The following is a 23,610-nucleotide window of genomic DNA, read 5'->3' on the forward strand; positions in this document are numbered from 1 at the left end:
ATCAAGCAAAATAGACCTAAAAATCCCCCAACAACCTGTATAATAAAACCATCAGGATTGTAAGGGGGATGATCATGAAAGACGGCTTGTACTACGCAACACAATTTAGAGACAAAAAACGAAGCGTGACTGAATGGATCGATGAGCGAACGCAACAAGTTAAGAAGCTAAATCCTGAACTCAATGCATTTGTTGATTGGGATGCAGAATCAGCAAAAGAACAATACGAAGCTAGAGGAGCAGAAACTGGTCCTTTTTTTGGCTTGCCAATTCCGTTAAAAATGTTAGGACAAGATAAGGCAGGAATGAAATCAACATCAGGTTCTCGTTTATTTCAAGAAAACCGTGCGACTTCTACGGACAATTTTGTCAAAGGGCTAGAACGTTTAGGCCTGATTCCTTTGGGCAAAACCAATGCTCCAGAGTTCGGTTTTAAAAATATCTCTGATCCGACGATTTACGGACCAGCGAGAAATCCATGGAATCTAGCCTATTCGCCTGGTGGTTCCAGCGGAGGTGCTGCGGCAGCCGTTGCCAGTGGTCTATTTCCAATTGCTGGCGCAAGTGATGGCGGCGGTTCGATTCGGATTCCTGCATCCTTTAGTGGATTGATTGGATTGAAACCTACGCGTGGTAGTATGCCAGTTGGACCTGATGGCTGGCGTGGTTGGCAAGGAGCTTCGATTAATTTTGCGTTAACCGTTTCGATGAGAGACACAGAAACACTATTTTATCATTTACGCGGAACCGAAAAAGCTGCGCCCTATCAAGCGCCAAAAGCGGAATGGGAACATCAATCAGCGGCAAAGAAACAAGTCTTGAAAATCGCCTTTTTAACGGAATCACCTGTCGGAACACCCGTTTCAGCGGAAGCGATAAATGCGGTGCAAAATGCAGCAACATTTTTAGAGCAACAAGGGCACGAAGTCACCGAAATCCCATATCCAGTCAATGGACGTCAATTAATCGACAGTTATTATTTAATGAATGGCGCAGAAACAGCTGCCATGTTTGAAGGAATTCAAGCGGCAATCAAGCGACCGGTTACAAAAAACGATATGGAGTTGATGACTTGGGGAATCTACCAATATGGGTTACAGATACCTGCAAGTCAGTATACGAGATCGCTTCAACTGTGGGATCAAGCGGCATATAAAATGGAGCAATTATTCGAGGAATATGATGTATTATTAACGCCGACCGCCGCTGATAGTGCGCCTGAAATCGATGCAGAACTACAGAGTGATCGGATTCGTAAAGACTTAGCCCAAGCGGAGTCACTTTCCATTTTACAACTAAAAGACTTAATTTATGACATGTTTGAAAAAAGTCTGACAATCACGCCGTATACTCAGTTGGCTAATTTAACGGGACAACCAGCAATCAGTTTACCTACTCATGTAACAGCATCAGGTCTACCGCTAGGCATTCAATTTATGGCATCAAAAGGTCGAGAAGATGTATTATTTCAAGTTGGAAAGATGTTTGAACAAGAGCAAAAATTCTTATTACCAAACTATTATCGTGAATCATAGGAGGATCAAATGAAGAAAGTATTTGTTAGTTTTAGTATTGTTGCATTGAGTTTATTGATCGTTGCGTGTGGTGGCACAAAAGAACAGACTGCTGGAAAAGATAATAGCTGGCAAAAAGTTGAGGATGCAAAGAAGTTAACAGTTGCAACCTCAGGAACCTTATTCCCATCTTCTTATTATAATGATGAAAACAAATTGACAGGCTATGATGTAGATGTCATTACAGAAGTTGCTAAGCGTTTAGATGTTGATGTTGAATTTAAAGAATACAATGTAGATGGCCAAATCACGTCAGTGGATAAAGGTGAATCTGATTTAGCGGCGAACGATTTTGGTTTATCAGGGGATAGAGGGAAAAAATTCATTTTGTCTTCGCCGATCAAGTATTCATTTGACAGCATGATCGTTCGAAAAAGTGATGATTCTGGGATTGCGTCTCTTGAGGATTTAAAAGGCAAAAAAGCAGCTGGCGAGCCAAATACCAACTATATGAAAATCGCAGAAAAATACGGAGCAAAATTAGTGACCTACGATAATGCGACAAATGATCAATACCTGACAGATGTAGCGAATGGTCGGACCGATGTTATTTTGAACGATTATTATTTACAAAAAATGTCTGTGGGTGCGTTGCCTGATATTCCAGTGAAAATCTTAGAAGATGTGTATTTCAATGCGAACTTTACTGGTTTTTTAATGAAAAAAGACAGTGTTGCATTAAGTAAAAAAATTGATGGCGCATTAAAAGAGATGCAAGAGGACGGAACCATGAAGAAAATTTCTGAGACGTATTTCCAAACAGATGTTTCAGTGGAGCCGAAAGAAAAAGTGACAGAAAGTGTTTCAGCTGAATAGATGTATATACCAAAAATCGATTTTCAGTTAATGATCGACTCGATTCCCTTTCTGCTGACTGGTTTACCTTATACAATTGGGATCAGTGTCGTGACCTTTTTGATGGGGAATGTTCTTGGTATTCTGTTGACGGTTTTAGGAATGTTGCCTTCAAAAGTGATCAAAGGTTTTGTCCGATTTTATATCTCTTTTTTACGGGGAGTTCCAGGTTTGGTTTTATTATTTCTGCTGTATTTTGGTCTGCCCTATCAATTAAGTGCCTTAACTGCGGCGTGTATTTGTTTTGGTTTGACAAGCAGTGCGTTTATTGCTGAAATTTATCGTGGCTCGATTGCTGGGGTGGATGCAGGGCAGTGGGATGCGGCGTATGCATTAGGATTACCGTTTGGAAAAGTGATGCGCAAAATTATCTTACCGCAAGCTTTTCGGATTTCGATTCCAGCTTTAGGGAATGTGGCAATGGATTTGTTAAAAGGGACATCATTAGCTGCAATGATCACGATTCCTGATATTTTTCAAAAAGCCAAAATCGTGGGTGGAAGAACCTTTGATTATATGACGATGTATATTTTAGTAGCGGTGATGTATTGGCTCTTATGTGTAGCGATTGGTTGGGGGCAAGGTTGGTTAGAAAGACATTATATCAATCGTTATAAAGGAAAATCAGAAGTGAGAACGTAAAATAAACTGTGTAAGTAGTTGAGGAGAAGCTACTTGCACAGTTTTATTGTTGTTAGGGTGTAAAGACAAATAGGGATTACTATTCTTTTATTCTCAAAAACCGAGTATAATTATTATAGCAAATCATTTTAAATAGAAAGTTGGAAAACGAATGAATCAGAAGGAAATAAAAGAGATAAGCCAATTTTTAGTAACGGAATATAAGGATAGCTTGATCAACGGATTAGTGTAAACACCAAGTCAGTTTATGATGCGCATGAACGTAGAGCCAAAAGTGGAAGCCTATTTGCGACCGTTATTAAATCAAGTAGAGCAAGAATTTAAAAATAATACTAAATAATCGAGTAATAATGTTTTAGGAGGAAAGAGGATGCTTGTTTATATTTGCTGTGCAGGTGGGATGACGTCTAGTATGTTTTGCCAAAAGATCGCAAAAGCGGCAAATCCTAATGAGGTTTATTTTGGACAACTTCATGATGTAATTGCTAATTTTCAGAATTTATCTAACACCTATTCTACGTTGATTGTATATGGTGGAGAAGGCGAAATTAATAAGTTAAGCTTAGAACCAATCTTTAAACCATATGTGGATGGTTTATTTGTTTGTCCTCAAGTTCGTTATAAAACAGCAAGTTTCCGAAAACTCCTTTCACCTTTAGATATTTCTTGCATGGATATCGATATGAAAACTTTTGGGAATATGAATGGAGAAAAAGCGTTAAGAGATATTTTAGATTTTAAGCAAGAAACATAGTACGCTACTGATAGAAGCAAAGGTGCAAATTGATTTAGCTTGCTACAATGCAAGCTTTTTTGCGTGAGTTTGACCTATTTTTAAGAGATAATACGCGAGGAAATCAAAATGACGATTTGCAGAAGGGGCTATTTGAAAAGGTACAAAAGCAAGAAGCCAATCATACGAAAACTGTAGGTTTTCATTTTTAGCATTGACAAAAATAAAAAGATACTCTATATTTATGGTATCGATATCACAAAAAGGAGAAAAAATGGCTACGATCAAAGATGTCGCAAAAAAAGCTGGTTTATCTGTTTCAACAGTTTCACGTTTTTTGAATGATCATCCGTATATTTCAGATGATAAAAAAGAACGAATACAACAAGCAATGGATGAACTAAACTACGCGCCGAGTGCGATTGCAACACAACTTCGTTCAAAAAAATGTACGACAATTGGTGTGTTGATTTCAAGAATCACCAATCCCTTTTTTTCTTATTTAGTGGATGCAATCGAAAAACAAGCAAAAGAACATGGCTATCAGCTGTTGATCATGCAAACGTATGATGATCCAAAAGCAGAGTTGAAAATGCTGGAGTATTTAAAACAACAAGTGGTTGCAGGTGTTATCATGACTTCTATTGAAAGCGATTCACAAGTGATTGAAAGGTATTCAACATATGGTCCAATTGTCTTGTGTAATGAAAAATTAGAAGGAACAGGTATTCCAAACATTTCTACTAATCAAGAAGAAATTAGTTATGAAGCAACCAATTATCTTATTCAAAAAGGATATCGTAAAATCGCTTATTGTACCGGTGGAAATCTCACAATCGGTGGACATGGTCAGCGTCGGACGAAAGGGTTTGAACGAGCACTGGCTGAACATAATTTACCCATCAAAAACAAATGGATTTTTAAACAAGTCCATAACATGAAAGATGGTCAAAAAGTAGCAAAAGAACTATTAGCTCTACCTAAAAAGGAGCGACCAGATGCTGTGTTTAGTGGAAGTGATGAGGTTGGGATTGGAATTATCCAAGAAGTGCTTCAACAAGGATTAAGTGTACCAGAAGATTTGGCAGTATTAGGGTTTGATAATCAGCCAAGCACAAGTATTATTGCCGTCCCGCTAACTACCATTAATCAGCCAACAACAGCATTAGGAATGGAAGCTACGAAATTAATGGTTGCGTTGATTGAAGGAACAACCTACAAAGTAAATAAACAAGAGCTTATTTTATCGCTAATTGAGCGTAAATCCACCTAGGTGGATTTATTCTTACGAAAATATGATATCGATACCACATGTGGTGAAAGGATGAATAACGAGTGAATATAGACATGAAAGACAATAAATGGTGGGAAAAAGAAGTGATTTATCAGATTTATCCTAAAAGCTTTAAGGATTCAAATAATGATGGAATAGGGGATATTCAGGGGATTCGAGAAAAGTTACCTTACTTGAAAGAACTGGGGATTACCATGATTTGGATTTGTCCGATTTTTGCGTCACCAATGGTGGATAACGGCTATGATATCTCTGATTTTGAAGGAATCAATCCTGAATTTGGCACTATGGCTGACTTTGATCAATTGTTAGAAGAGGCGAATGAACTGGGAATCAAAGTGATTTTAGATTTAGTTATCAATCATACATCAGATGAACATCCGTGGTTCCAAGCGGCATTAAAAGACAAAGAAAGTCCGTATCGAGATTATTACATTTTTAAAGAAGGGAAAACAGAACCAAATAACTGGCGTTCGATTTTTGGTGGTTCAGTTTGGGAAAAGCTACCAGATGAAGAGGTCTATTATTTCCATGCCTTTGATAAAAAACAGCCCGATTTAAATTGGGAAAATCCAGTCTTACGCCAAGAATTATATGGAATGATCAACAGATGGTTAGAAAAAGGAATTGCGGGTTTTCGGATCGATTCGATCACATTTATCAAGAAGGATCAAGATTTTGTCAGTTTACCTGCGGATGGCGTAGATGGTTTGGCTTCTTGTAAAAGTAAAACCCGGAATCGGCCAGGGATTGAAGTGTTTTTGAATGAACTGAAAAGAGAAACCTTTGAGAAATACAATTGTGTCACAGTTGGGGAAGCGCCAGGTGTTCCTTATGAGGAATATGGGGATTTTATTGGAGATGATGGCTACTTTTCGATGATTTTTGATTTTAATTATTCAGATATCGATGTTGAGTCTGGTTCTGATTGGTTTAAACGAACGAATTGGACAACGAAGGAATTTAAAGAGAAATTAAAACGATCACAAGAAGTCTTACAAGCCAATGGTTGGGGCGCTAATTTTATTGAAAACCATGATCAGCCACGTGCTGTTTCTAAATTTATCAAACCTGAGTACCAAACCGATGAAGCTGCCAAAGCGTTAGGCATGCTCTATTTCTTCTTACGAGGAACGCCATTTATTTATCAAGCCCAAGAGCTTGGAATGCAAAATGCCAAACGTAAAACGATCGATCAATTTAATGATATCTCAAGTATCGATAATTATCATCGTTCAATTCAAGAAGGGTTTACACCAGAAGAAGCGATGAGCTTTGTTAATCATCGAAGTCGAGACAACACACGTACGCCATTTCCTTGGGATGATAGCCAATATGGGGGATTTTCAACGACCACACCATGGCTTGCGATGACAGAAGAATATCCAAGTCGAAATGCACAGCAGAACCAAGTATTAGCACATTACAAAAAAATGATCGAACTTAGACAACAAGGAATAGTAAGTGATGCTTTAACAAAGGGGACAATTATTTTCATAGAGAATGTACCAGATAATGTTGTTGGATATAAACGTGTATTTAAGGAAACTGAGGTATATTCATATACTAATTTAAGTGATACGGAGGTACTGATTCCCTTCGAAAAAGGATTGTTTGAATTACTTTTAAATTCTCATGATGATGTAGCAGTTGAGGTAAACGAATTAAAGCTCCATCCTTATCAAAGTGTTTTATTTAAAAAAATAAATGAGGTGTGTGACAATGGTAATTAACTACAAACAAATTGGAGAAGAGATCATCGATGTTGTCGGGGAAGAAAATATTACAGGGATCACCCATTGTGCGACACGTTTGCGTCTGGAAGTAAAAGACCGTGAATTGATTGATGATAAAAAAATCGAAAAAATCGATCAAGTAAAAGGGGTATTCTTTAATGCTGGACAATATCAAATTATTTTAGGTACTGGCATCGTGAATAAAGTTTATGATTCGCTGGTTCAAAACAATCATGATTTATTGGAAAAAGAAACCTCTTTAGAAGAAATGAAAAAACCAAGCAATCCAATCAAACACGCGATTCGGACGCTTTCTGATATTTTTGTACCAATTATTCCAGGAATCGTGGCAACTGGGTTATTTTTAGGGTTGAAAGGCGTCTTTTTAAACGAAAGTGTTTTAGCTTTCTTTGGGACATCAACTGACAAAATTCCTGAATTTGCTTTAGTTCTGTTAAGCGTGTTAACCGATACTGTTTTTGCTTTTTTACCTGCGTTGATCTGTTGGTCCGCGTTTAAGAAGTTTGGTGGTACACCGATCATTGGGTTTGTGATTGGGCTGATGTTGGTATCGCCAATGTTGCCGAATGCTTATTCTGTGGCAGACATCAATAGTGGTGTTGAACCGTTGATCGCATTTGGATTTATTCCGATTGTAGGCTATCAAGGAAGTGTCTTAACCGCTTTAGTCATTGGGTTACTAGGGGCGAAATTGGAAAAAGTGTTACGTCGAAAAATGCCGAATTCCTTAGACTTGATGTTTACGCCTTTTGTGGTTATTTTGGTAATGTTGCTGACGGGTTTATTGGTTTTAGGGCCAATTTTACACTTTGTTGAAAATGGTTTGGTTTACCTGATTACAGGTTTGATCAAATTGCCATTTGGGATTGGTGGATTATTGATTGGCTTCTTATATCCTCTAGCAGTTATGACAGGGATGCATCATCTGTTTATTATGATTGAAACAAGTTTATTAGCAACAACTGGTTTTAATCCACTGATTACACTTTGTGCAATGTATGGCTTTGCCAATGCAGCTGTGAGTTTTGCCGTGAGTGTGAAGGCCAAAGATAAGAATGTAAAAGTGATTGGAACGAGTGCAGGTGTGACACAACTTTTAGGTGTAAGTGAGCCAGCGCTATTCGGGATCACGATTCGTTATGGGATGAAACCACTGGGGATCATGTTAGGTTGTTCTGCATTAGGCGGCGCTGTTTTATCGTTGCTAAACGTGCAAGCGAATTCATATGGGTTAGCGGTCATTTTGTCACCATTGATGTATATTTATAGCTCTTATCAATTAGTGACCTATATTGTGGTTGGCATTTGTATCTTTATCTTGTCGTTTGTGTTGACGTATCTATTTGGTGTGCCAAAAGAAGTGATGATGCCAGATGATGAGTATTTAGGAGCAGAACAATGAGTTGGACCAATGAACAACGCTATCGAGCGGTAACGGATGCCAAGTATGGGGAACTGTCAGTATTAGAAGCAAAAGTCGCAAAGAGTATCTGGCGGCTATAGTATCACATTCAGCCTAATTATGGTTTGTTGAATGAACCAAATGGATTTTGCTATTATAATGGCAAGTATCATCTATTTTATCAATGGTTTCTCTTTGGAGCTGTACACGGGATGAAGCATTGGTATCATTTAACCAGCGCTGATTTAGTGGATTGGCAAGAGGAAGGTGTGGCCTTAATTCCAGAATTTCCTCATGAATCCCATGGGATATTTTCTGGGACGGGTCTCGTGAAAGATAATCAATTGTATTTATTTTACACAGGAAATCATCGAGATGAAAAGTGGCAACGACATTCTTCTCAATGCTTAGCGATTCTTTCAAGCGATGGCAAAATAGAAAAGTTAGCGGAACCAGTTATCAGTGGACCTCCGCAACACTACACACATAATTTTCGAGATCCTAAAGTTTTCAAAAAAGGCAATCACTATTACATGCTAGTTGGTGCACAGCGAGAGTCGTTGGAAGGCTGTCTCCTCGTCTATGTGTCAGATGATTTGAAGTCGTGGAAATTCAAACAGGAACTAAAAACAAATAGGGAATTATCTATAAAAAATGGCCGAATTCAGCAACAGCCAATTCAGGAATTAAAGCAAAAACGAGTAAAAACAAATCAGCACCATATAAAAGTAGTGAGTAGTCGTGAACGATTAAAAACAATCTATTCTGAGGTTGGAGAATACAGAATCTCAATCAATGTAGGGACGGCAGAACGGGTAGGAATTGCTTTTAGAGTGGGGGATGATGAAGAAACAGTGTGTTTATTAGATCAAGTAGCTAAGTATTTTAGCTTAGATCGTACTCGTTCAGGAATCCCTGTGGCCACTGATTTTGGTACAGTGAGAAAAATGACTTACCAGCAATCAGTTATTCAACTAACTGTTTTTCTGGATCAATCGTCAATTGAAGTCTTTGTAAACGATGGAGAAGCCGTTTTTTCCAGTTTGATTTTTCCGAAAGAGGACAGTCGTTACCTTGAAGTGTTTGCAGAAAATGGTACGGCTCAGATAGAGATCACACAATGGTGTTATGCGTAAAAAAATTAAGAAAATTGTTAAGCGAACAAAGGAAGTTGGGACAGAAGTGTCTAGTCTCGATAAACAAGCCAGCATTCAAAGCTTAGTGCTTTAGCACCTAGAAAACAAAGGGAGCAAGGTGTCTTTCAGACACCTTGTATTGTGTATCATCGAATCCTATTGTTCTTTGTGTTTCACAGCAATTTACAAAAATGTGATCGAAGCGTAGCTTAGTGGCTGCTTCTGCTGCTATGGTTCTCGTTTCACTGCGATCCTCGAAGCATGGAGGTGCGTTTGCTCCCAACGTTTATTCGGGATTAGCGTGTTTAACAAAAAGAAAACCAACTTTTGAACCGACCCCAAAAAGCTAGGCTTATCAAGAGAGAAAAAATCATATAGGGCTAGTATTTTACCGAGAAATCAGTTACTTTATAATAAATAAGCTATGGAAGGGTGTTTGAATCATGGAAAAATTCACTACTATCAATACTGGTATAAGGGAATTACTCAGCCAAGCTACAGCAAAAAATAAAGTAGACGATGAATTAATAAACTATTTAAACTCTGATGATCGTATTTTATATTTACGTTATAATCAAGATATCTTAGTAGGATGCATTGGTATTCAACTAATGGAAAATAATCTAATAGAAATCAAACATTTAGCGACACAAAAAGCCTATCGGTACAAACGAATTGGAAGTAATATGATAGCCTACATAGAACAAGCATACGCTCCTTCTAAGCTTTTTGCTGAAACGGATAAAGAGGCGGTTGGATTTTATAAGAAATCTGGCTTTAACATCAATAGTTTAGGTGAAAAGTATCCTGGAGTGGAACGATTTAATTGTGTGAAGTAAAGAAATGATTATTTTCGCATAAATTTATTAGTGAAATAGGTTCATTTTTCAATACAACGTACAACGAATTGGGGGAGGGATCGATATGATTAAACAGGAGTTAGTAACACTTGAATTAAAAATACAGCAAGAAGATGTTCGCTCAGATAAAAAACAACTAGCGCAACTGGTTCATGATAATTATTTAGAATTTGGTCGTTCTGGCAAGGTCTGGAAAAAAGCGGATCTTTTGGTAAGTGATCAAAAGATTCCTCAACTCCATATTCAATCAAGTGAATTCTCAGTTCAAAAAGTTGGTGAAAGATCTTACTTAGTGAGCTATCTTACTACAGAAAAAGAGACAGGTAAGCAAACCAATAGATGTTCTCTTTGGGTAAAGGAAGAGAATGCTTGGCAACTTTTATTTCATGAAGGAAATGATTTCATTGAAGAAGACAAGTCATGACAGCAACCAATTTTATAAATGGTCTGCATCTTAAAATAACGAAGACAACAGATTTTACTATTTACCTTCCTGCAAAACAATGAGATAATGGCTCTGAAAAAGATTAAATTTGGAGGGAAATAAGTTGGGAGATTCATTAGTTCAAAATCAGTGTCGTAATTGTGGGGGAGCGATCACTGATCCAGAAACAAAAAATTGTCCTCATTGTGGGACGTCACAAGATATTGTTCAAACAACGATCGATGAAAAAAACAAAAATGTGGAGTTATGTCCAAATTGTGGCTCACCAGTAACGTTTAATATTGAAAACCAACAGTTTGCTTGTGATTTTTGTCATTCTACCTTTACGACAAAAGCTGAAAAAGACTTTGATAATTTGACGTTTGAGCCAGATAATTTGATTCCATTTCAAGTACCAGAAGGCTTAGCCAAAAAACGATTTTTTGAATGGTTGATCAAAGGGGCGAATGTTCCTTTAGACATTCTTGGAAAAATCACTAATCTTCAACTTGAACAAGTTTTTATTCCATATATGGGTGCGACTGTGGTTTATGAAGGATCGTGGGGTGCTGATATTGGGTATAATCGTTCTGAAAGCTATACAGAGTATGTAACAAAAGAAGACAAAAAAGGCAACAAGTATTCTGAACCAGTCACAAAAACTCGAACAGTTGTCGATTGGAATCATTCAAGTGATATTTTTTCAGGAACAGCATTCAAAAGTGATCTGATCAATAATGAATTGACGGGCTCAGTTGCAGAATTTGCAAAAAGTGTTAGTCATTTGGCTTTTGTACCAGATGTAAAACCCTTTGATGAGCATTATACGGCAGGGACTCGTCAAATGAAGATTTCATCAGATAAAGTATCAGAAGTTTTGCGTTCGATTCGTGATTTTGCCAAGGAAGAAGCAGAAAAAACGATGCATAGCGTGTTACCAGGGGATAAAAATAAAAATGCGAAAGTAACGAAATTTACGTATGATTTAACTTCAAAATACACATATGTTCCTTTTTGGAAAATTATGTATAAGTATGAAGGAATCGATTATATTGTAATCGTTACAGCAGCTAAAAAAGATAAAATCGAAATGGATGGTAGCCGCCCAATGAGTCAAGAAGATTCGACTGTTGAAAAAGCGCTGAAAAAAAATGGTCGATATGGTCTATTAGCAAGTTTGTTATTCTTTGTAGTGAATGCAATGAATATACTTCCTGATGCTACAGGACCATTTACTGCGATACTTGTTTTAGTTGGAATAGGTGTTTGGATTTATTTTGCGATCAAGCGTCATAGATTCTTAAGTACCAATAAAAAACATCTTAAAAATAATTTACATGAATATCCAGATTATGTAAGTCTACTAAAACAATATCCAGAATAGTGTCAAATAGTTGAAAGCAATGACTACCATTTATTTAGATGCCATGTGGCTGGGATATGACTCGCTGAGTTGTGTCCTAGCCACATTTTTGTTTGGACTCGTGATTATTTCATTTAAGTTTGGCAGGTTATTCTAAAATTTTTTATTTTGTGCTATTATTATGTATAATTGTAAAAAATAAATTAATTTAAGGAGTGCAATTGAATGGAAATGGTAGATATGTTAGGGAAACTGAATCTGAGCCCTAGCACAAAGAATAAAATAGACCCTACTCAAATTTCAGTAGAAAAAAATGTTATTGCATTTGACGATCGAACGATTCAAATTAGTAATGTTTCGCAATTATTTGTGGCAGAACCAGATTCAAAAATACCTTGGCTAGCAGCTTTATTGTTTATGTTTTTTACAGGAGGCTTTGTTCAAGGTTATTTTTGGGGCATATTAGGAATGATCATCACTGGTTTTTATATCTTTTTAGTTATTATGAGTAACTTAAATAAAGGGTATTATATTTATGTCAATCTGAATTCTGGTTTTACTTATTTGATCCATTGCGAAAATCAAGCATTTGCGGAACGAGCGCGCGGTGTGATCGAAAATTGTATCAATGATGTGTATAGTAAAGAAAAAGTAGTGATCAATATGAAACAAGAAAATATTCAGATCGATAATCAAGTCATAAATATGGATCAAAGTATCAATGATAGCACAGTCGTATCTGGCGATAATAATGAGGTGAAGAAATGAAGATAAGAGGAAATGATTTTGGTGGTATCAACAATTCAACTGTTGTGATTGGGAATAATAATAAGGTTACAAATGGAACGAATGAGGAAATCGATTGGGAGCAATTCTCTGCAGAGATTATGATAACGTTGACAAAACTTCCACAAGATAGTAAAGAGTTTCGAGCTTGTTCAGAGTTATTAATGGAATCGACTTCAAAGGATGAAGGAAAAGTTGCGGCATTTTTGAAAAAGCATGCAGCGCAATTTAGTTCTGATGTTTTCAGTAACTTGGCAAGTACACTTCTTGCAGATACAATCAAGAAGCTGATGTTTTAATAGATAGTCATTATTTTGTGGTGCGAACCTTAAGTGACCATGAAATCACTGTAGGATTCGCACCAATTTTTGCTAGAGAAAAGACGATTTTCAGCGTTTTTTCTCATGTAAATCACAGAATAGTGATAGAGTTTAGGTGGAAAGTAGTGAGTGTTATAAGAGAATACTGCTTTTTCACGGTCTCACTCTGTTTAGAGTGAGTGGATTGAAATGTGAAACAAAAGAAGCGAATCTATCAGATTTGAAAAGTCTCACTCTGTTTAGAGTGAGTGGATTGAAATTAAAGGTACAATCATTATGCGTGACAAATTAGTTGGTCTCACTCTGTTTAGAGTGAGTGGATTGAAATAATTCATCGGATTTTGATATCGTGGACCATTATTGTCTCACTCTGTTTAGAGTGAGTGGATTGAAATAGTGGATCTCGGCTGCAATCATTTTGGAATCGCGTCTCACTCTGTTTAGAGTAAGTGAAGTAATTTTACTCCTCAAAAGAGAAAATCATACTTTTCAAAGCACTTATTTTTTTGGTAGCACAACTAAAATAACTTAATAAATCTAGCTATTTAAATCTTTTCTTAAAACGACTCAATAGAGCTAGATTTATTTAGTGTTCCCAATTTTTTGTCAGAAAATATAGACAAAGTTAAATACTTTATATAACATAGTAGTTATCATTGTTAATTATAACGTGGGTACAAAAGAGGGTTAAATCAAGGAGGAGTCAATAGATGAAAAAAATAGTGAAATCATCAATGGTTGTGTTGGCATTAGGATTAGGACTGTCGATTGGTTCATCTGAAGAAGCAGATGCGATGTATGAGTCGCCTTATTCTTATTTTAATGATTATGGCATAAGGCAAGGTTTATTCTCTGATGTCGATAGTCTTTATTCTAAGCGTTACCGAGCTGAAATGGATCAACTGATGGAGAAACATGAAAAGGGCTTGATTTCTGATGATGAATTCGATGAGCTATCTGAGCAATTAACTGAAACAGACGAAAAAAATCTTCTCAAAAGAGCAACACTATTTGAAAATTACGGACTAGTAAAAAAAGCGGATATCCAAAATATAACACACTTTGATACAGATTTTGAGGCGTATTCTTCTCTGAATGGAATTGAGCAAATGACAGCGCTCGAACAGATTCAGGGAGAAGGTGGGAACTTTAATAGCTTTAGGGAACTTGCAACGTTAAAAAAATTGAAGACGGTTATGTTAGAAGCGAATAATCAACTAACATTAAATAGTTTTAAAAATTTAAAAGAGTTAGAAACAATTCGATTATTGTTTGATGGCTATGAAGAGAATGAGGAACAACAGGACACAGGATTTACACAAGCACTAACAACAGATATTTCTGCCTTATCTAATTTGGATAAGCTAAACAAGATAGAAATCAGTGCTCGCGGCAGAATGGCGACGGTCACATTAAAAAAAGGGACAACTTCCTATCAACTATTTGATCCAATCGTACCATCAAAACAATTTGAAGGCGCTACAATGAAGTATTCTTCAGATAGTGAAAGTGATGAATGGCTGGAATGGAATAATTTAAACGGAGATGAAAAATACTTGGCATTTAGTTGGCGTATAGAGAAAGGGGCAAACTTTTCTTATACTGGCGAAGGACAAATTCCAATTCGTTGGAAATAACCCACATGTAAACTCACTGACAAGCACAGTGAGTTTTTTAGCTGGTGACATTATTTCTCAGAAATTTTAACAATGATCCAAGGAATTGAGTGAGCACGGCAATAGATTACAAGGTATAATTAAAAAGTGAGAAAATACATAGTAACTTCTATAGAAGTTAAAAGGAGAATGAAATATGATTCGAAGTGAGTTGAAAAAGAAAGCCCAAAAACATCTGCATGGCTACTATGGAAACTGGAGTTTGTTAGCTATTATTCCGAGTGTCGCCTTATTTATCTATTTCTTTTTTATAATGATTCTGGTCCAAGTGCCAGAAAATACGGTGAACCAGTCAAATAATTACCAATCTTGGCAAGATGACTACTCTGCAAAATCAAATCGCTCGAATACTGAGTACCAAAAGGGATATGATGACGGCTATTTTGATGGTTACGATGAAGGGTATGATGATGGACTTTATCAAGAGGAGGATTATGACGAAGATGTTTATGATGGAAAAAATTTGGACTCTATTTCTTATAAATCAAGTTTATCACCAGTGAAAAATACGACACGAACGGTTACCTATACACAAACAACAACAGTTGAAACACGTTTTAGCGGTTTTTTTGCTTTTTTATTCGGGCTACTGTTATTGCTTGTCACTATTTTATATCGTGGGATGGTACAATGGGCAGCGATCGATAATGTGGAAGGGCGTAAATTTAATCTTAAATCGATCTTTACAACTTTTATTAGTGAAAATGGTAAACGAACAGTGAGTGCGAATCTGCTAGTAACGCTCTATGTTTTTTTATGGTCATTATTATTTATGATTCCTGGCGTGATCAAACAATTATCTTATAGTATGACGAACTATTTATTGAAAAAAGACCCTGAGTTAACACCAAAAGAAGCAATGGCGCTTAGCCAAGCATTAATGCAAGGCTATAAATTGGAATATTTCATTTTTTCTTATTCGTTTGCCTTATGGCAATTTGCAACATTCTTTAGTTTTGGTTTAGCTAGTGTCTATGTTATTCCTTATTATGGTGTGTCGGAAGTGTTGTTTTTCGATCAGATCATTGCAGAGAAACACCACCTATTTTCACAAGAAAAAGAAGCGGGATTTGCTGATTTTTAGAAGAATAAACAAAAAAATAGTGCGAAAATCTTGGTTGAGATTTTCACACTATTTTTTTATGAACCGGTACTAACAAAAGGGCTGATCAAACCAGCTAACCCTTCGATATTTCTTGTTTGGATCATGATTGTTCCAGTGCCGTGAAATTCATTGACGACGCCTTCACCCGTTGTAAAGCCAAAAATACCTGAAGCGACTTTAATGTTATAATCCAAGGATTCTGACCAAGCAACAACGTGTTGATTATCGACCACAAAAGGCTTTGTACCATCCAAATGGATTTCAACGATATCCCCGTAACTATTGATCAACAACGATCCAGAACCAGAAGTTTCCATCACGAATAATCCACCAGTCCCACCAAAGATTGCACCGCTAAGTTTTTGACGTTTCATATTGTAAGACACGCTAGCGTCACAAGCTAAAAATGCACCTGTGTTTAAACGCCAATGTTCAGAGCCGACTTGAAGTTCTTTGATGGCACCTGGAGTTGCTGGTGCTAAAGCCACTTTTGCAGTATCTGTTAGACCGGATGCTTTTGTGATAAAGAAGCTTTCTCCGCTGGACATTGAACGCCCCAAAGCACGAATTGCGCCGCCTAAACCTGACTTTCCGTTGCTGTTCATTTTTCCTTCAAAATTGATCTCACCATTGTGATAGACCATTGCACCGCTCTCTAATTGAATACTTTCTCCTGTTCGTAAATCCACTTCAACCAATGGAAAAACAGTATTTTCTGTCATTTTGTACTGCATAATACCAACCTCCTAAGCTATTTCTTTTATTAGTATACCTTATATACAGTAGGATTTCTTCAGAATTAGTTGATTTTTCTAAAAGAAGCACCTAAAAAAGGTCTCTAATAATCCAATTGTTGTAAAAGAGTGAAGCACCAAATGAAAGCAGTTTTTGCGCTAATGGATTTTAACCTCTGCCGATAAAAACGATCGTGTTCGGTTCTTTTTTGCTCAAGAAAAATAAAAATGATGGATCATTTTTTATGTCTTAGGCTGAGGTCTCAGGCATTTTTTGGTATAAAAATGATGGAAAAGTTCAATTCAAGATAAGAAATACTAAAATAATAATTGACTTGTTGGAAGGATGTTTTATAATAGAATAAAAGTTGTTGCTAAAAAATATTTTTTAGACATCACAAAATTTTAGTTTTTGATCAGTATTAAAGTGAGAGGTGAAGCATTATAAACCAGATAACCGATTGTACTGCCGTCGTTTTATGTGGCGGGAAAAGCTCTCGGATGGGATTTGATAAATCCTTGCTGCAACTAGACGGAGAGTTTATGTTGCTTAGAACAGTGAAGCAGTTAAAAAAAATCTTTCCAGAGAGTTTATTAGTGACAAACAAACGAAGTAAATTTCCACCTGCTTTTTCTCATGTTGCAATACTAGAAGATCATTACCCAGAAAAGGGCCCACTTGGTGGTTTAGTTACGGCATTAGAAAATATAAAAACAAACTATTTATTTTTGCTAGCTTGTGATATTCCTAACTTGAATGTTGATTTGATTCGAAAAATGGCAAAATCCATGGAGTCATACGACGTAGTTATTTGTAAGCAAGAGAATCGTTTAGAACCTTTATTTGCTTTTTATCATGTTACTTGTTTGGCTATTTTAAAACAGCAACTTCAGACAAATGATTGGCGTATTAGAAAAGAGTTTGAGCACTTTTTGGTCAAAGTAGTTACCTTGGAATCGTCTTTTGGCTTGGAAAATGTCAATTCGCCTAAAGAATTAATGTTGTGGAATCAATGAAATTATCTATATGAAAGGAGCTTCAGATGGATTTTGAGAGTAGTCAAGATGTAGTTACAAGTTTAGGAGACAAAGCAGTAGCGAAAACTCAGTTATCTTTTATTCGATTGAGTATTTTAGGAATCATGGCGGGCTTTTTTATCGCCCTAGGATATTTATCATTTATTAGAATCTCTGGAACGATGCCAAAAAGTTGGGGAGGGTTCTCAACATTTTTAGGTGGGTGTTTATTTCCAATTGGATTGGTAGCGCTTACTTTCGTTGGCGGTGAATTGGCAACGGGGAATATGATGGTCATGACGCTAGGTGTTTTACAAAAAAAAATCAGCAGTAAAGAGTTGCTTTATAATTGGCTGATTGTTTTGTTCACAAATTGTATTGGTGGCTTTTTAGTGGCTTATTTCTTTGGTCATGTTGTTGGGTTGACGGAAGGAGCATTTTTAGAAAAGACCATTTCAGTTGCTCAAGCAAAAATCGCAGATCCACCACTTGTCGCATTTATTTCGGGTATCGGCTGTAATATTTTTGTCTGCTTAGCGGTTTATCTTGGTGCGATGGGCAAAACGTATCTTGGTAAAATGTTTGGTCTGTGGTTTCCAGTGATGGTTTTTGTTGTTTGCGGATTTCAACATGTGGTCGCAAATGCTTTTATCATACCAGCAGCTATTTTTTCAAATGCTAGCGGGATTCAGTGGTCGGACTATCTTGTCAATACAGTCTTTGTTTTTTTAGGAAACGCGGTTGGTGGTAGTTTATTTTTAGCAGTTCCATTGATGTTTGTGACGGCTGAAAAAAAGGAAGCGAGTGAGCCTGATGGTATTTACGAAAAGTATTGAGGTCCATAATATGATCCAAATTGGTTCGACAGGACGTAATAGTGGCAAGACGACACTGGCTAAAAAAATCATTGCTGAAAATTATCAAAGGTTTACAATCTATGGTTTAAAAATCATAACCATTAGCGGTGCTCGTGGCAAATGTCAGCGTGGCGAAACAGGATGCGGGATTTGTACAAGTATTGATGAAGGATATGAGTTGATTGAAGAATCGAATAGTGTTGGTTCAAAGGACACGATGCAATTGTTAAAAGCAGGCTGCAAAAAGGTTTACCTATTAAAAGTCTTTCATGATCATTTGCTAGAAGGCTTTTTAACTTTTCTACAGTATGTCCCAAGAGATACCTTAATCGTATGCGAGTCGAATTCCATTCGTGAAGTGGTTAAACCTGGTTTGTTTGTAATGATGAACAATCAAAAAAGCTTAAAAAAAACGGCAGCCAAGGTGATCGATGAAGCCGATATTGTTTTGGAAACGCCTAAGTTCGTTCGTTCATTTAATTTAATCAAAACAAAAAACGGTGTTCGCTTTTCAGAGAATGACGTGGAAAATAGGAGAGAAAAAGTATGAGTTCATTAAGTTTAGCAGAAAAGGAAGCGATTATTTTAGCAAATGATTCTGACCCACAGCGCATCCTAAATATGTTGATTGCCATTCAATATGGCTCTGAGGAAGGGTATATTGATGAAGAAACGGCACAGCTAGTTGGGGATCATTTGCATTTATCCCAAGCTCGAGTTTATGAGATTTTAAGTTTTTACGCTATTTTAAAAACAGAGCCGCAAGCAAGATATGTCCTAAAAATTTGTAATAGTACGCCCTGTCTTTTTACAGGCGGAGCGATGTTAGCAGAGGTTTTGGAGACGATTTTAGAAGTTCCAGCAGATGAGCCAACACCGGATGGACTGTTTATGTATCATAGTATTCCTTGTATTGGTGCCTGTGATCAAGGACCTGTAATCAAAATCAAGGATACCGTATTTGCTGATTTGACGGAAGCGAAGGTTTATCAATTGATCGATGACCTCCAGCGTGGATGTTATCAAGAGCTATAGGAGGAAGAAAAATGATCAAACGAAATCAACCGGTATTATTAGAACGTGTTAATAAGATGAGGCAGGCGACAAATGTTGGTGAATATCAAGAATACCAAGGATTTTCAGGGTTGTTAAAGGCAATTGAAATGGAGAAAGAGGCTATTTTGGATGAACTGGATTTAGCGCATTTACGCGGACGTGGTGGAGCGGCCTTTCCATTAGGAAAAAAATGGCGACATTTATATGGGGCCAAAGGCGATACAAAATACATTGTCTGTAATGCTGATGAAGGGGAACCTGGAACGTTTAAAGATAAAGCGTTATTAAAGCATGATCCTTTGAGTGTCATTGAGGGCATGGTGATCGCTGGCTATCTTTTTTCCGCTAAAGCAGGGTATATCTATATGCGGGGAGAATATTTAGGCATCCAGAAGATTTTTCAAGAAGCCTTGGATAATGCTGAAAAAGCTGGTTTTTTAGGAGAAAATATTTTAGGAATTCCAGGTTTTAACTATAATATCACGATTATTTCAGGTGCTGGAGCGTATGTTTGTGGAGAAAATTCAGCTCTTTTAAACTCGATTGAAGGCAAAACGGGTCGACCAAGAGTTAAACCGCCTCATTTAGCAGATGTTGGTTTGTATCTGCAGCCAACGTTAGTGAACAATGTTGAATCATTTGCAGGGATTCCTGTGATTTTACGTGAAGGAGGGCAAGCTTATCGTGAACTTGGAACCGAAGATGGTGGTGGCACTAAACTGATTTGTTTGTCTGGTCATATCAAAAATCGTGGCTTGTATGAAGTAAATCTTGGTACGTCGCTACAAGACATTCTTTATTCTGAAGAATACGGTGGCGGTTCTTCTACAGGTCGACCGTTAAAATTTATTCATTTTGGTGGCCAATCTGGACCGATTGGGGCGGTTCAACATCTTGAGGATTGTATCTATTCCTACGAAGGATTGTGGGATAAGAATCTATCGATTGGTTCTGGTGCGATCGTTGTGATGGATGATCAGGTGAGTATCGTTGATTATTTAGTGCAGGTCGCTGCCTTTTTTGCACATGAATCTTGTGGTAAATGTACACCTTGCCGCTTAGGTACAACACGAATTTTGGAGCTTCTGACAAAATTCAATAATCAAACGGCGGTTGTTGGTGATCTTGAGCGACTTGAAAAAATGTTGATGCATGTGACGAACCTTTCCGCGTGTGGATTAGGCCAGTCTGTTGCCAATCCGATGAAAAGCGGTTTAGCTTATTTTCCGGAGGAATTTGAGGCTGGTATCCGTGAAGCAGTTGCACCAGTAAAAGGGGGGCTTTGGTAAGATGGAAACAAAATTGAAAACAGCAACCATTACGATGTCGATCGATTCGCAGCAGATTACTGTACCAAAAGGAACAACCGTATTAGAAGCGGCATCAATGTTGAATATAGAAATCCCAACACTTTGCTATTTGAAGGAATTAGCGCCAGATGGTTCATGTCGGATGTGTACAATTGAAGTTGAGGGTGGCCGAAAAGGTGGATTGACCACTGCTTGTACAGCGCATTGCCAAGAAGGCATGGTGGTGTATACAGGATCACCCAGAGTCAACGATTCTCGCCGCTTTGTCTTAGATTTACTATTAAGTAATCATAAATTAGACTGTTTTTCTTGTGGGAAAAATGGGGATTGCAAACTGCAAGACTATTGTTTGGATTATGGCATCGATGATACCAGCTTCACGGATGGTAAACGAATGCCTTGTCATCAAGAAGATACGAGTAATCCTTTTTTTGATTATGATCCAGAAAAGTGTATTATGTGCAGGCGTTGTTCTAAGGTCTGTCAGTTACGCCAAGGACGAGATGTTATTAGTATTGCTAAACGTGGTTTTGATACGAAAATGTCCCCTAGTTACGGAGCTGCTTTTGATCAGTCACTTTGTGAGTCTTGTGGAAATTGCGTTTCAGCTTGTCCAACAGGTGCCTTAGTGAGTAAAGATCATAAAACTTATCGGGAGTGGGAGACAAAAAAAATTCCGACCACTTGTCCGCATTGTGGGACTGGTTGCCAAATGAATCTTGTGGTGAAAGGAAATAAATTAGTTGGTGTTGAACCAATCAATGGCGCTGCAAATAAAAATCTTTTATGTGTGAAAGGCAAGTTTGCTTCGTATAAATTTGTAGGTTCTGGTGATCGTTTAACGGAGCCGCTGATTAAACGTAATGGTGTTTTTGAACCAGCAACCTGGGATGAAGCATTGAGTTTAGTTGCGGACAAATTTAATCAATTGAAGGCCGATCATGGTCCAGATTCTTTAGCTGGTTTTTCGTGTTCACGGTCGATCAACGAAGATAATTATGTTTTCCAAAAAATGATGCGGGCGGCAATTGGAACAAATAATGTGGATAATTGTGCCCGGGTTTGTCACTCTGCTTCTGTCCATGGTTTGGCCCACACATTAGGATCAGGTGCAATGACCAATCCAATTGCAGATATTACGACAGATGTTGAGGTGATTTTATTAGTTGGTTCAAATCCAGAAGAAGCTCATCCAGTGATTGGTTCACAAATTCGTCAAGCAATGCAGCGCGGAGCAAAAGTGATCGTGGTCGATCCTCGTAAAATCGATTTAGTCAAAAATTGTGAACTTCATTTACAAATCCAAGCTGGAACCAATGTAGCTTTCGCCAATGGCATGATGCATGTGATCTTAAAAGAAGGTCTGGCTGATCAGGCCTTTATCAAAGAAAAGACAGAAGGCTTTGAAGCGCTGGAACAACTTGTCGCCGAGTATACGCCTGAAAAAGTGGCAGAAATTTGCCATATCGAAGCAGATGACTTGATCAAAGCGGCTAGATTATATGCGAAAGCAGAAAAAGCGCCGATCATTTATTGTTTAGGTGTGACTGAACACTCAACTGGAACAGAAGGCGTTATGAGCATGTCGAATATGGCAATGCTCGTTGGAAAAATTGGGAAACCAGGTTGTGGTGTTAATCCTTTGCGCGGGCAAAACAATGTTCAAGGAGCCTGTGACATGGGATGTATGCCGTATGATTTCCCAGGATATCAAAAAGTTGCCAATCCAGAAGTAATGGCGAAATTTGAAAAAGCATGGGGAGTAAACTTAAATAAAAATGTTGGGCTGACCTCGACCCAAGTCTTACCGGCTGCGACAGAAGGAAAGATCAAAGGCTTGTATATTTTTGGCGAAGATCCAATCGTAACCGATCCTGATACCACTCATGTACGGAAAGCACTAGAGAATTTAGAATTTTTTGTTGTCCAAGAATTATTTATGACGGAAACGGCGGCATACGCAGATGTAGTGCTTCCAGGAATTAGTTATGCTGAAAAAGATGGAACCTTCACGAATACTGAAAGACGTGTTCAACGAGTGCGTAAAGCAGTTGAACCGAAAGGTGAAGCGAGAGAAGATTATGCGATTTTCTGCGATGTGATGACCCGACTTGGCTACCCAAGCCATTATGACTCGGCTAAAGAAATCATGGATGAAATTGCCAGTCTTACACCAACTTTTGGCGGAATCAATTATGACCGATTAGAAGTAACCGGTGGTTTGCAGTGGCCTTGTCGTACACCAGAAGATCCAGGCACACCAATCATGCATGTTGGCGAGTTTACCCGAGGTAAGGGGTTATTTATGGCAATTCCCTATAAAAAATCTAGAGAACTGCCTGATGAACGTTACCCTTATCTAATGTCAACAGGCCGAATGCTTTATCATTACAACACCCGGGCAATGACAGGTCGAACGGAAGGGATCAATCAGCTTGCGAATCGTTCCTATATTGAAATCAACACAGTGGATGCCAAGCGTTTGGGTATCAAAGAAGGCGATAAAGTCAACGTTAAATCCAGAAGGGGAACAATCGAAACCTATGCGGCTGTTGGAAACCGTGTTTTTCCACAAGAAGTCTTTATGACCTTCCATTTTCCAGATGGAAACGTCAATGAATTAACCAACGCTGAATTTGATGATATCGCAATCATTCCTGAATATAAGGTCTGTGCTGTTGATATTACACCTGTCAGGTAAAAGGGAGT

At 37.6% G+C, this 23,610-nt stretch carries 22 protein-coding genes and 1 CRISPR repeat array; of the genes, 21 read left to right on the forward strand and 1 reads right to left on the reverse strand.

The window, feature by feature from the left end; all coding sequences use genetic code 11:
• Positions 1 to 74 precede the first annotated feature (74 nt).
• From ATZ35_RS10390 to ATZ35_RS10460, 15 genes are all read left to right on the forward strand, one after another.
• Positions 75 to 1,535: an amidase gene (locus ATZ35_RS10390; protein WP_208927182.1), complete on the forward strand. Its 1,461-nt coding sequence runs from the start codon at positions 75 to 77 to the stop codon at positions 1,533 to 1,535.
• A 9-nt stretch (positions 1,536 to 1,544) separates the two neighbouring features.
• On the forward strand, positions 1,545 to 2,390 hold the full coding sequence (locus ATZ35_RS10395; RefSeq protein ID WP_208927183.1) for a transporter substrate-binding domain-containing protein: 846 nt from the start codon (positions 1,545 to 1,547) through the stop codon (positions 2,388 to 2,390).
• The gene (locus ATZ35_RS10400; RefSeq protein WP_208927184.1) at positions 2,391 to 3,071 is read left to right on the forward strand and encodes an amino acid ABC transporter permease; all 681 of its coding nucleotides are present in this window, start codon (positions 2,391 to 2,393) and stop codon (positions 3,069 to 3,071) included.
• A gap of 370 nt (positions 3,072 to 3,441) precedes the next feature.
• Positions 3,442 to 3,825 (forward strand): PTS sugar transporter subunit IIB, encoded by a 384-nt coding sequence (locus tag ATZ35_RS10405; protein ID WP_208927185.1) that lies wholly within the window; start codon positions 3,442 to 3,444, stop codon positions 3,823 to 3,825.
• Between the two features lie 253 nt (positions 3,826 to 4,078).
• Positions 4,079 to 5,077, forward strand: coding sequence for a LacI family DNA-binding transcriptional regulator (locus ATZ35_RS10410; protein WP_208927186.1), 999 nt, complete (start codon positions 4,079 to 4,081; stop codon positions 5,075 to 5,077).
• 74 nt (positions 5,078 to 5,151) lie between these two features.
• A complete protein-coding gene (locus ATZ35_RS10415; RefSeq protein ID WP_208930469.1) occupies positions 5,152 to 6,831 on the forward strand; it encodes an alpha-glucosidase in 1,680 nt (559 codons plus the stop codon).
• A complete protein-coding gene (locus tag ATZ35_RS10420) occupies positions 6,821 to 8,257 on the forward strand; it encodes a PTS transporter subunit EIIC (protein ID WP_208927187.1) in 1,437 nt (478 codons plus the stop codon). The genes ATZ35_RS10415 and ATZ35_RS10420 overlap by 11 nt, the downstream gene beginning before the upstream one ends.
• A 107-nt stretch (positions 8,258 to 8,364) precedes the next feature.
• Positions 8,365 to 9,393, forward strand: coding sequence for a glycoside hydrolase family 32 protein (locus tag ATZ35_RS10425; RefSeq protein ID WP_279614930.1), 1,029 nt, complete (start codon positions 8,365 to 8,367; stop codon positions 9,391 to 9,393).
• Positions 9,394 to 9,836: 443 nt separating this feature from the next.
• Positions 9,837 to 10,232, forward strand: coding sequence for a GNAT family N-acetyltransferase (locus ATZ35_RS10430; RefSeq protein ID WP_208927189.1), 396 nt, complete (start codon positions 9,837 to 9,839; stop codon positions 10,230 to 10,232).
• An 85-nt stretch (positions 10,233 to 10,317) separates the two neighbouring features.
• Positions 10,318 to 10,677 carry a nuclear transport factor 2 family protein gene (locus ATZ35_RS10435; RefSeq protein WP_208927190.1) on the forward strand — a complete coding sequence of 120 codons (360 nt, stop codon included), beginning with the start codon at positions 10,318 to 10,320 and terminating at the stop codon, positions 10,675 to 10,677.
• Between the two features lie 124 nt (positions 10,678 to 10,801).
• Complete coding sequence (locus ATZ35_RS10440) at positions 10,802 to 12,061, forward strand: zinc ribbon domain-containing protein (RefSeq protein WP_208927191.1); 1,260 nt, start codon at positions 10,802 to 10,804, stop codon at positions 12,059 to 12,061.
• A gap of 204 nt (positions 12,062 to 12,265) precedes the next feature.
• Positions 12,266 to 12,808, forward strand: coding sequence for a hypothetical protein (locus ATZ35_RS10445; protein WP_208927192.1), 543 nt, complete (start codon positions 12,266 to 12,268; stop codon positions 12,806 to 12,808).
• Positions 12,805 to 13,125 (forward strand): hypothetical protein, encoded by a 321-nt coding sequence (locus ATZ35_RS10450; RefSeq protein ID WP_208927193.1) that lies wholly within the window; start codon positions 12,805 to 12,807, stop codon positions 13,123 to 13,125. Before ATZ35_RS10445 ends, ATZ35_RS10450 begins: the two co-directional genes overlap by 4 nt.
• Positions 13,126 to 13,304: 179 nt before the next feature.
• A CRISPR array of direct repeats spans positions 13,305 to 13,607; the repeat unit is 33 nt; unit sequence GTCTCACTCTGTTTAGAGTGAGTGGATTGAAAT.
• Between the two features lie 249 nt (positions 13,608 to 13,856).
• Entirely contained in the window at positions 13,857 to 14,783 is a 927-nt protein-coding gene (locus tag ATZ35_RS10455; RefSeq protein WP_208927194.1) for a hypothetical protein, read from the forward strand.
• 175 nt (positions 14,784 to 14,958) lie between these two features.
• Positions 14,959 to 15,906, forward strand: a complete 948-nt coding sequence (locus tag ATZ35_RS10460; RefSeq protein ID WP_208927195.1) for a DUF975 family protein — start codon at positions 14,959 to 14,961, stop codon at positions 15,904 to 15,906.
• A gap of 56 nt (positions 15,907 to 15,962) precedes the next feature.
• On the opposite strand, the gene ATZ35_RS10465 is transcribed toward ATZ35_RS10460, so the two are convergent.
• Positions 15,963 to 16,661 (reverse strand): TIGR00266 family protein, encoded by a 699-nt coding sequence (locus ATZ35_RS10465; RefSeq protein ID WP_208927196.1) that lies wholly within the window; start codon positions 16,659 to 16,661, stop codon positions 15,963 to 15,965.
• Between the two features lie 453 nt (positions 16,662 to 17,114).
• Here ATZ35_RS10465 and mobA point away from each other — a divergent pair, with 453 nt between their 5' ends.
• The 6 genes from mobA to fdhF are packed head-to-tail and all read left to right on the forward strand — an operon-like array spanning position 17,115 to position 23,602.
• A complete protein-coding gene (gene mobA, locus ATZ35_RS10470; protein ID WP_279614931.1) occupies positions 17,115 to 17,678 on the forward strand; it encodes a molybdenum cofactor guanylyltransferase in 564 nt (187 codons plus the stop codon).
• Between the two features lie 26 nt (positions 17,679 to 17,704).
• Positions 17,705 to 18,514 carry a formate/nitrite transporter family protein gene (locus ATZ35_RS10475; protein WP_208927197.1) on the forward strand — a complete coding sequence of 270 codons (810 nt, stop codon included), beginning with the start codon at positions 17,705 to 17,707 and terminating at the stop codon, positions 18,512 to 18,514.
• On the forward strand, positions 18,492 to 19,085 hold the full coding sequence (locus ATZ35_RS10480; RefSeq protein ID WP_244148150.1) for a hypothetical protein: 594 nt from the start codon (positions 18,492 to 18,494) through the stop codon (positions 19,083 to 19,085). The genes ATZ35_RS10475 and ATZ35_RS10480 overlap by 23 nt, the downstream gene beginning before the upstream one ends.
• The gene (locus ATZ35_RS10485) at positions 19,082 to 19,570 is read left to right on the forward strand and encodes an NADH-quinone oxidoreductase subunit NuoE family protein (RefSeq protein ID WP_208927199.1); all 489 of its coding nucleotides are present in this window, start codon (positions 19,082 to 19,084) and stop codon (positions 19,568 to 19,570) included. The genes ATZ35_RS10480 and ATZ35_RS10485 overlap by 4 nt, the downstream gene beginning before the upstream one ends.
• An 11-nt stretch (positions 19,571 to 19,581) precedes the next feature.
• Entirely contained in the window at positions 19,582 to 20,880 is a 1,299-nt protein-coding gene (locus tag ATZ35_RS10490) for a complex I 51 kDa subunit family protein (RefSeq protein ID WP_208927200.1), read from the forward strand.
• 1 nt (position 20,881) lies between these two features.
• Positions 20,882 to 23,602, forward strand: a complete 2,721-nt coding sequence (gene fdhF, locus ATZ35_RS10495; RefSeq protein WP_208927201.1) for a formate dehydrogenase subunit alpha — start codon at positions 20,882 to 20,884, stop codon at positions 23,600 to 23,602.
• The last annotated feature ends 8 nt before the right edge of the window (positions 23,603 to 23,610 follow it).

Source organism: Enterococcus rotai, assembly GCF_001465345.1.
Lineage (GTDB): Bacteria > Bacillota > Bacilli > Lactobacillales > Enterococcaceae > Enterococcus_L > Enterococcus_L rotai.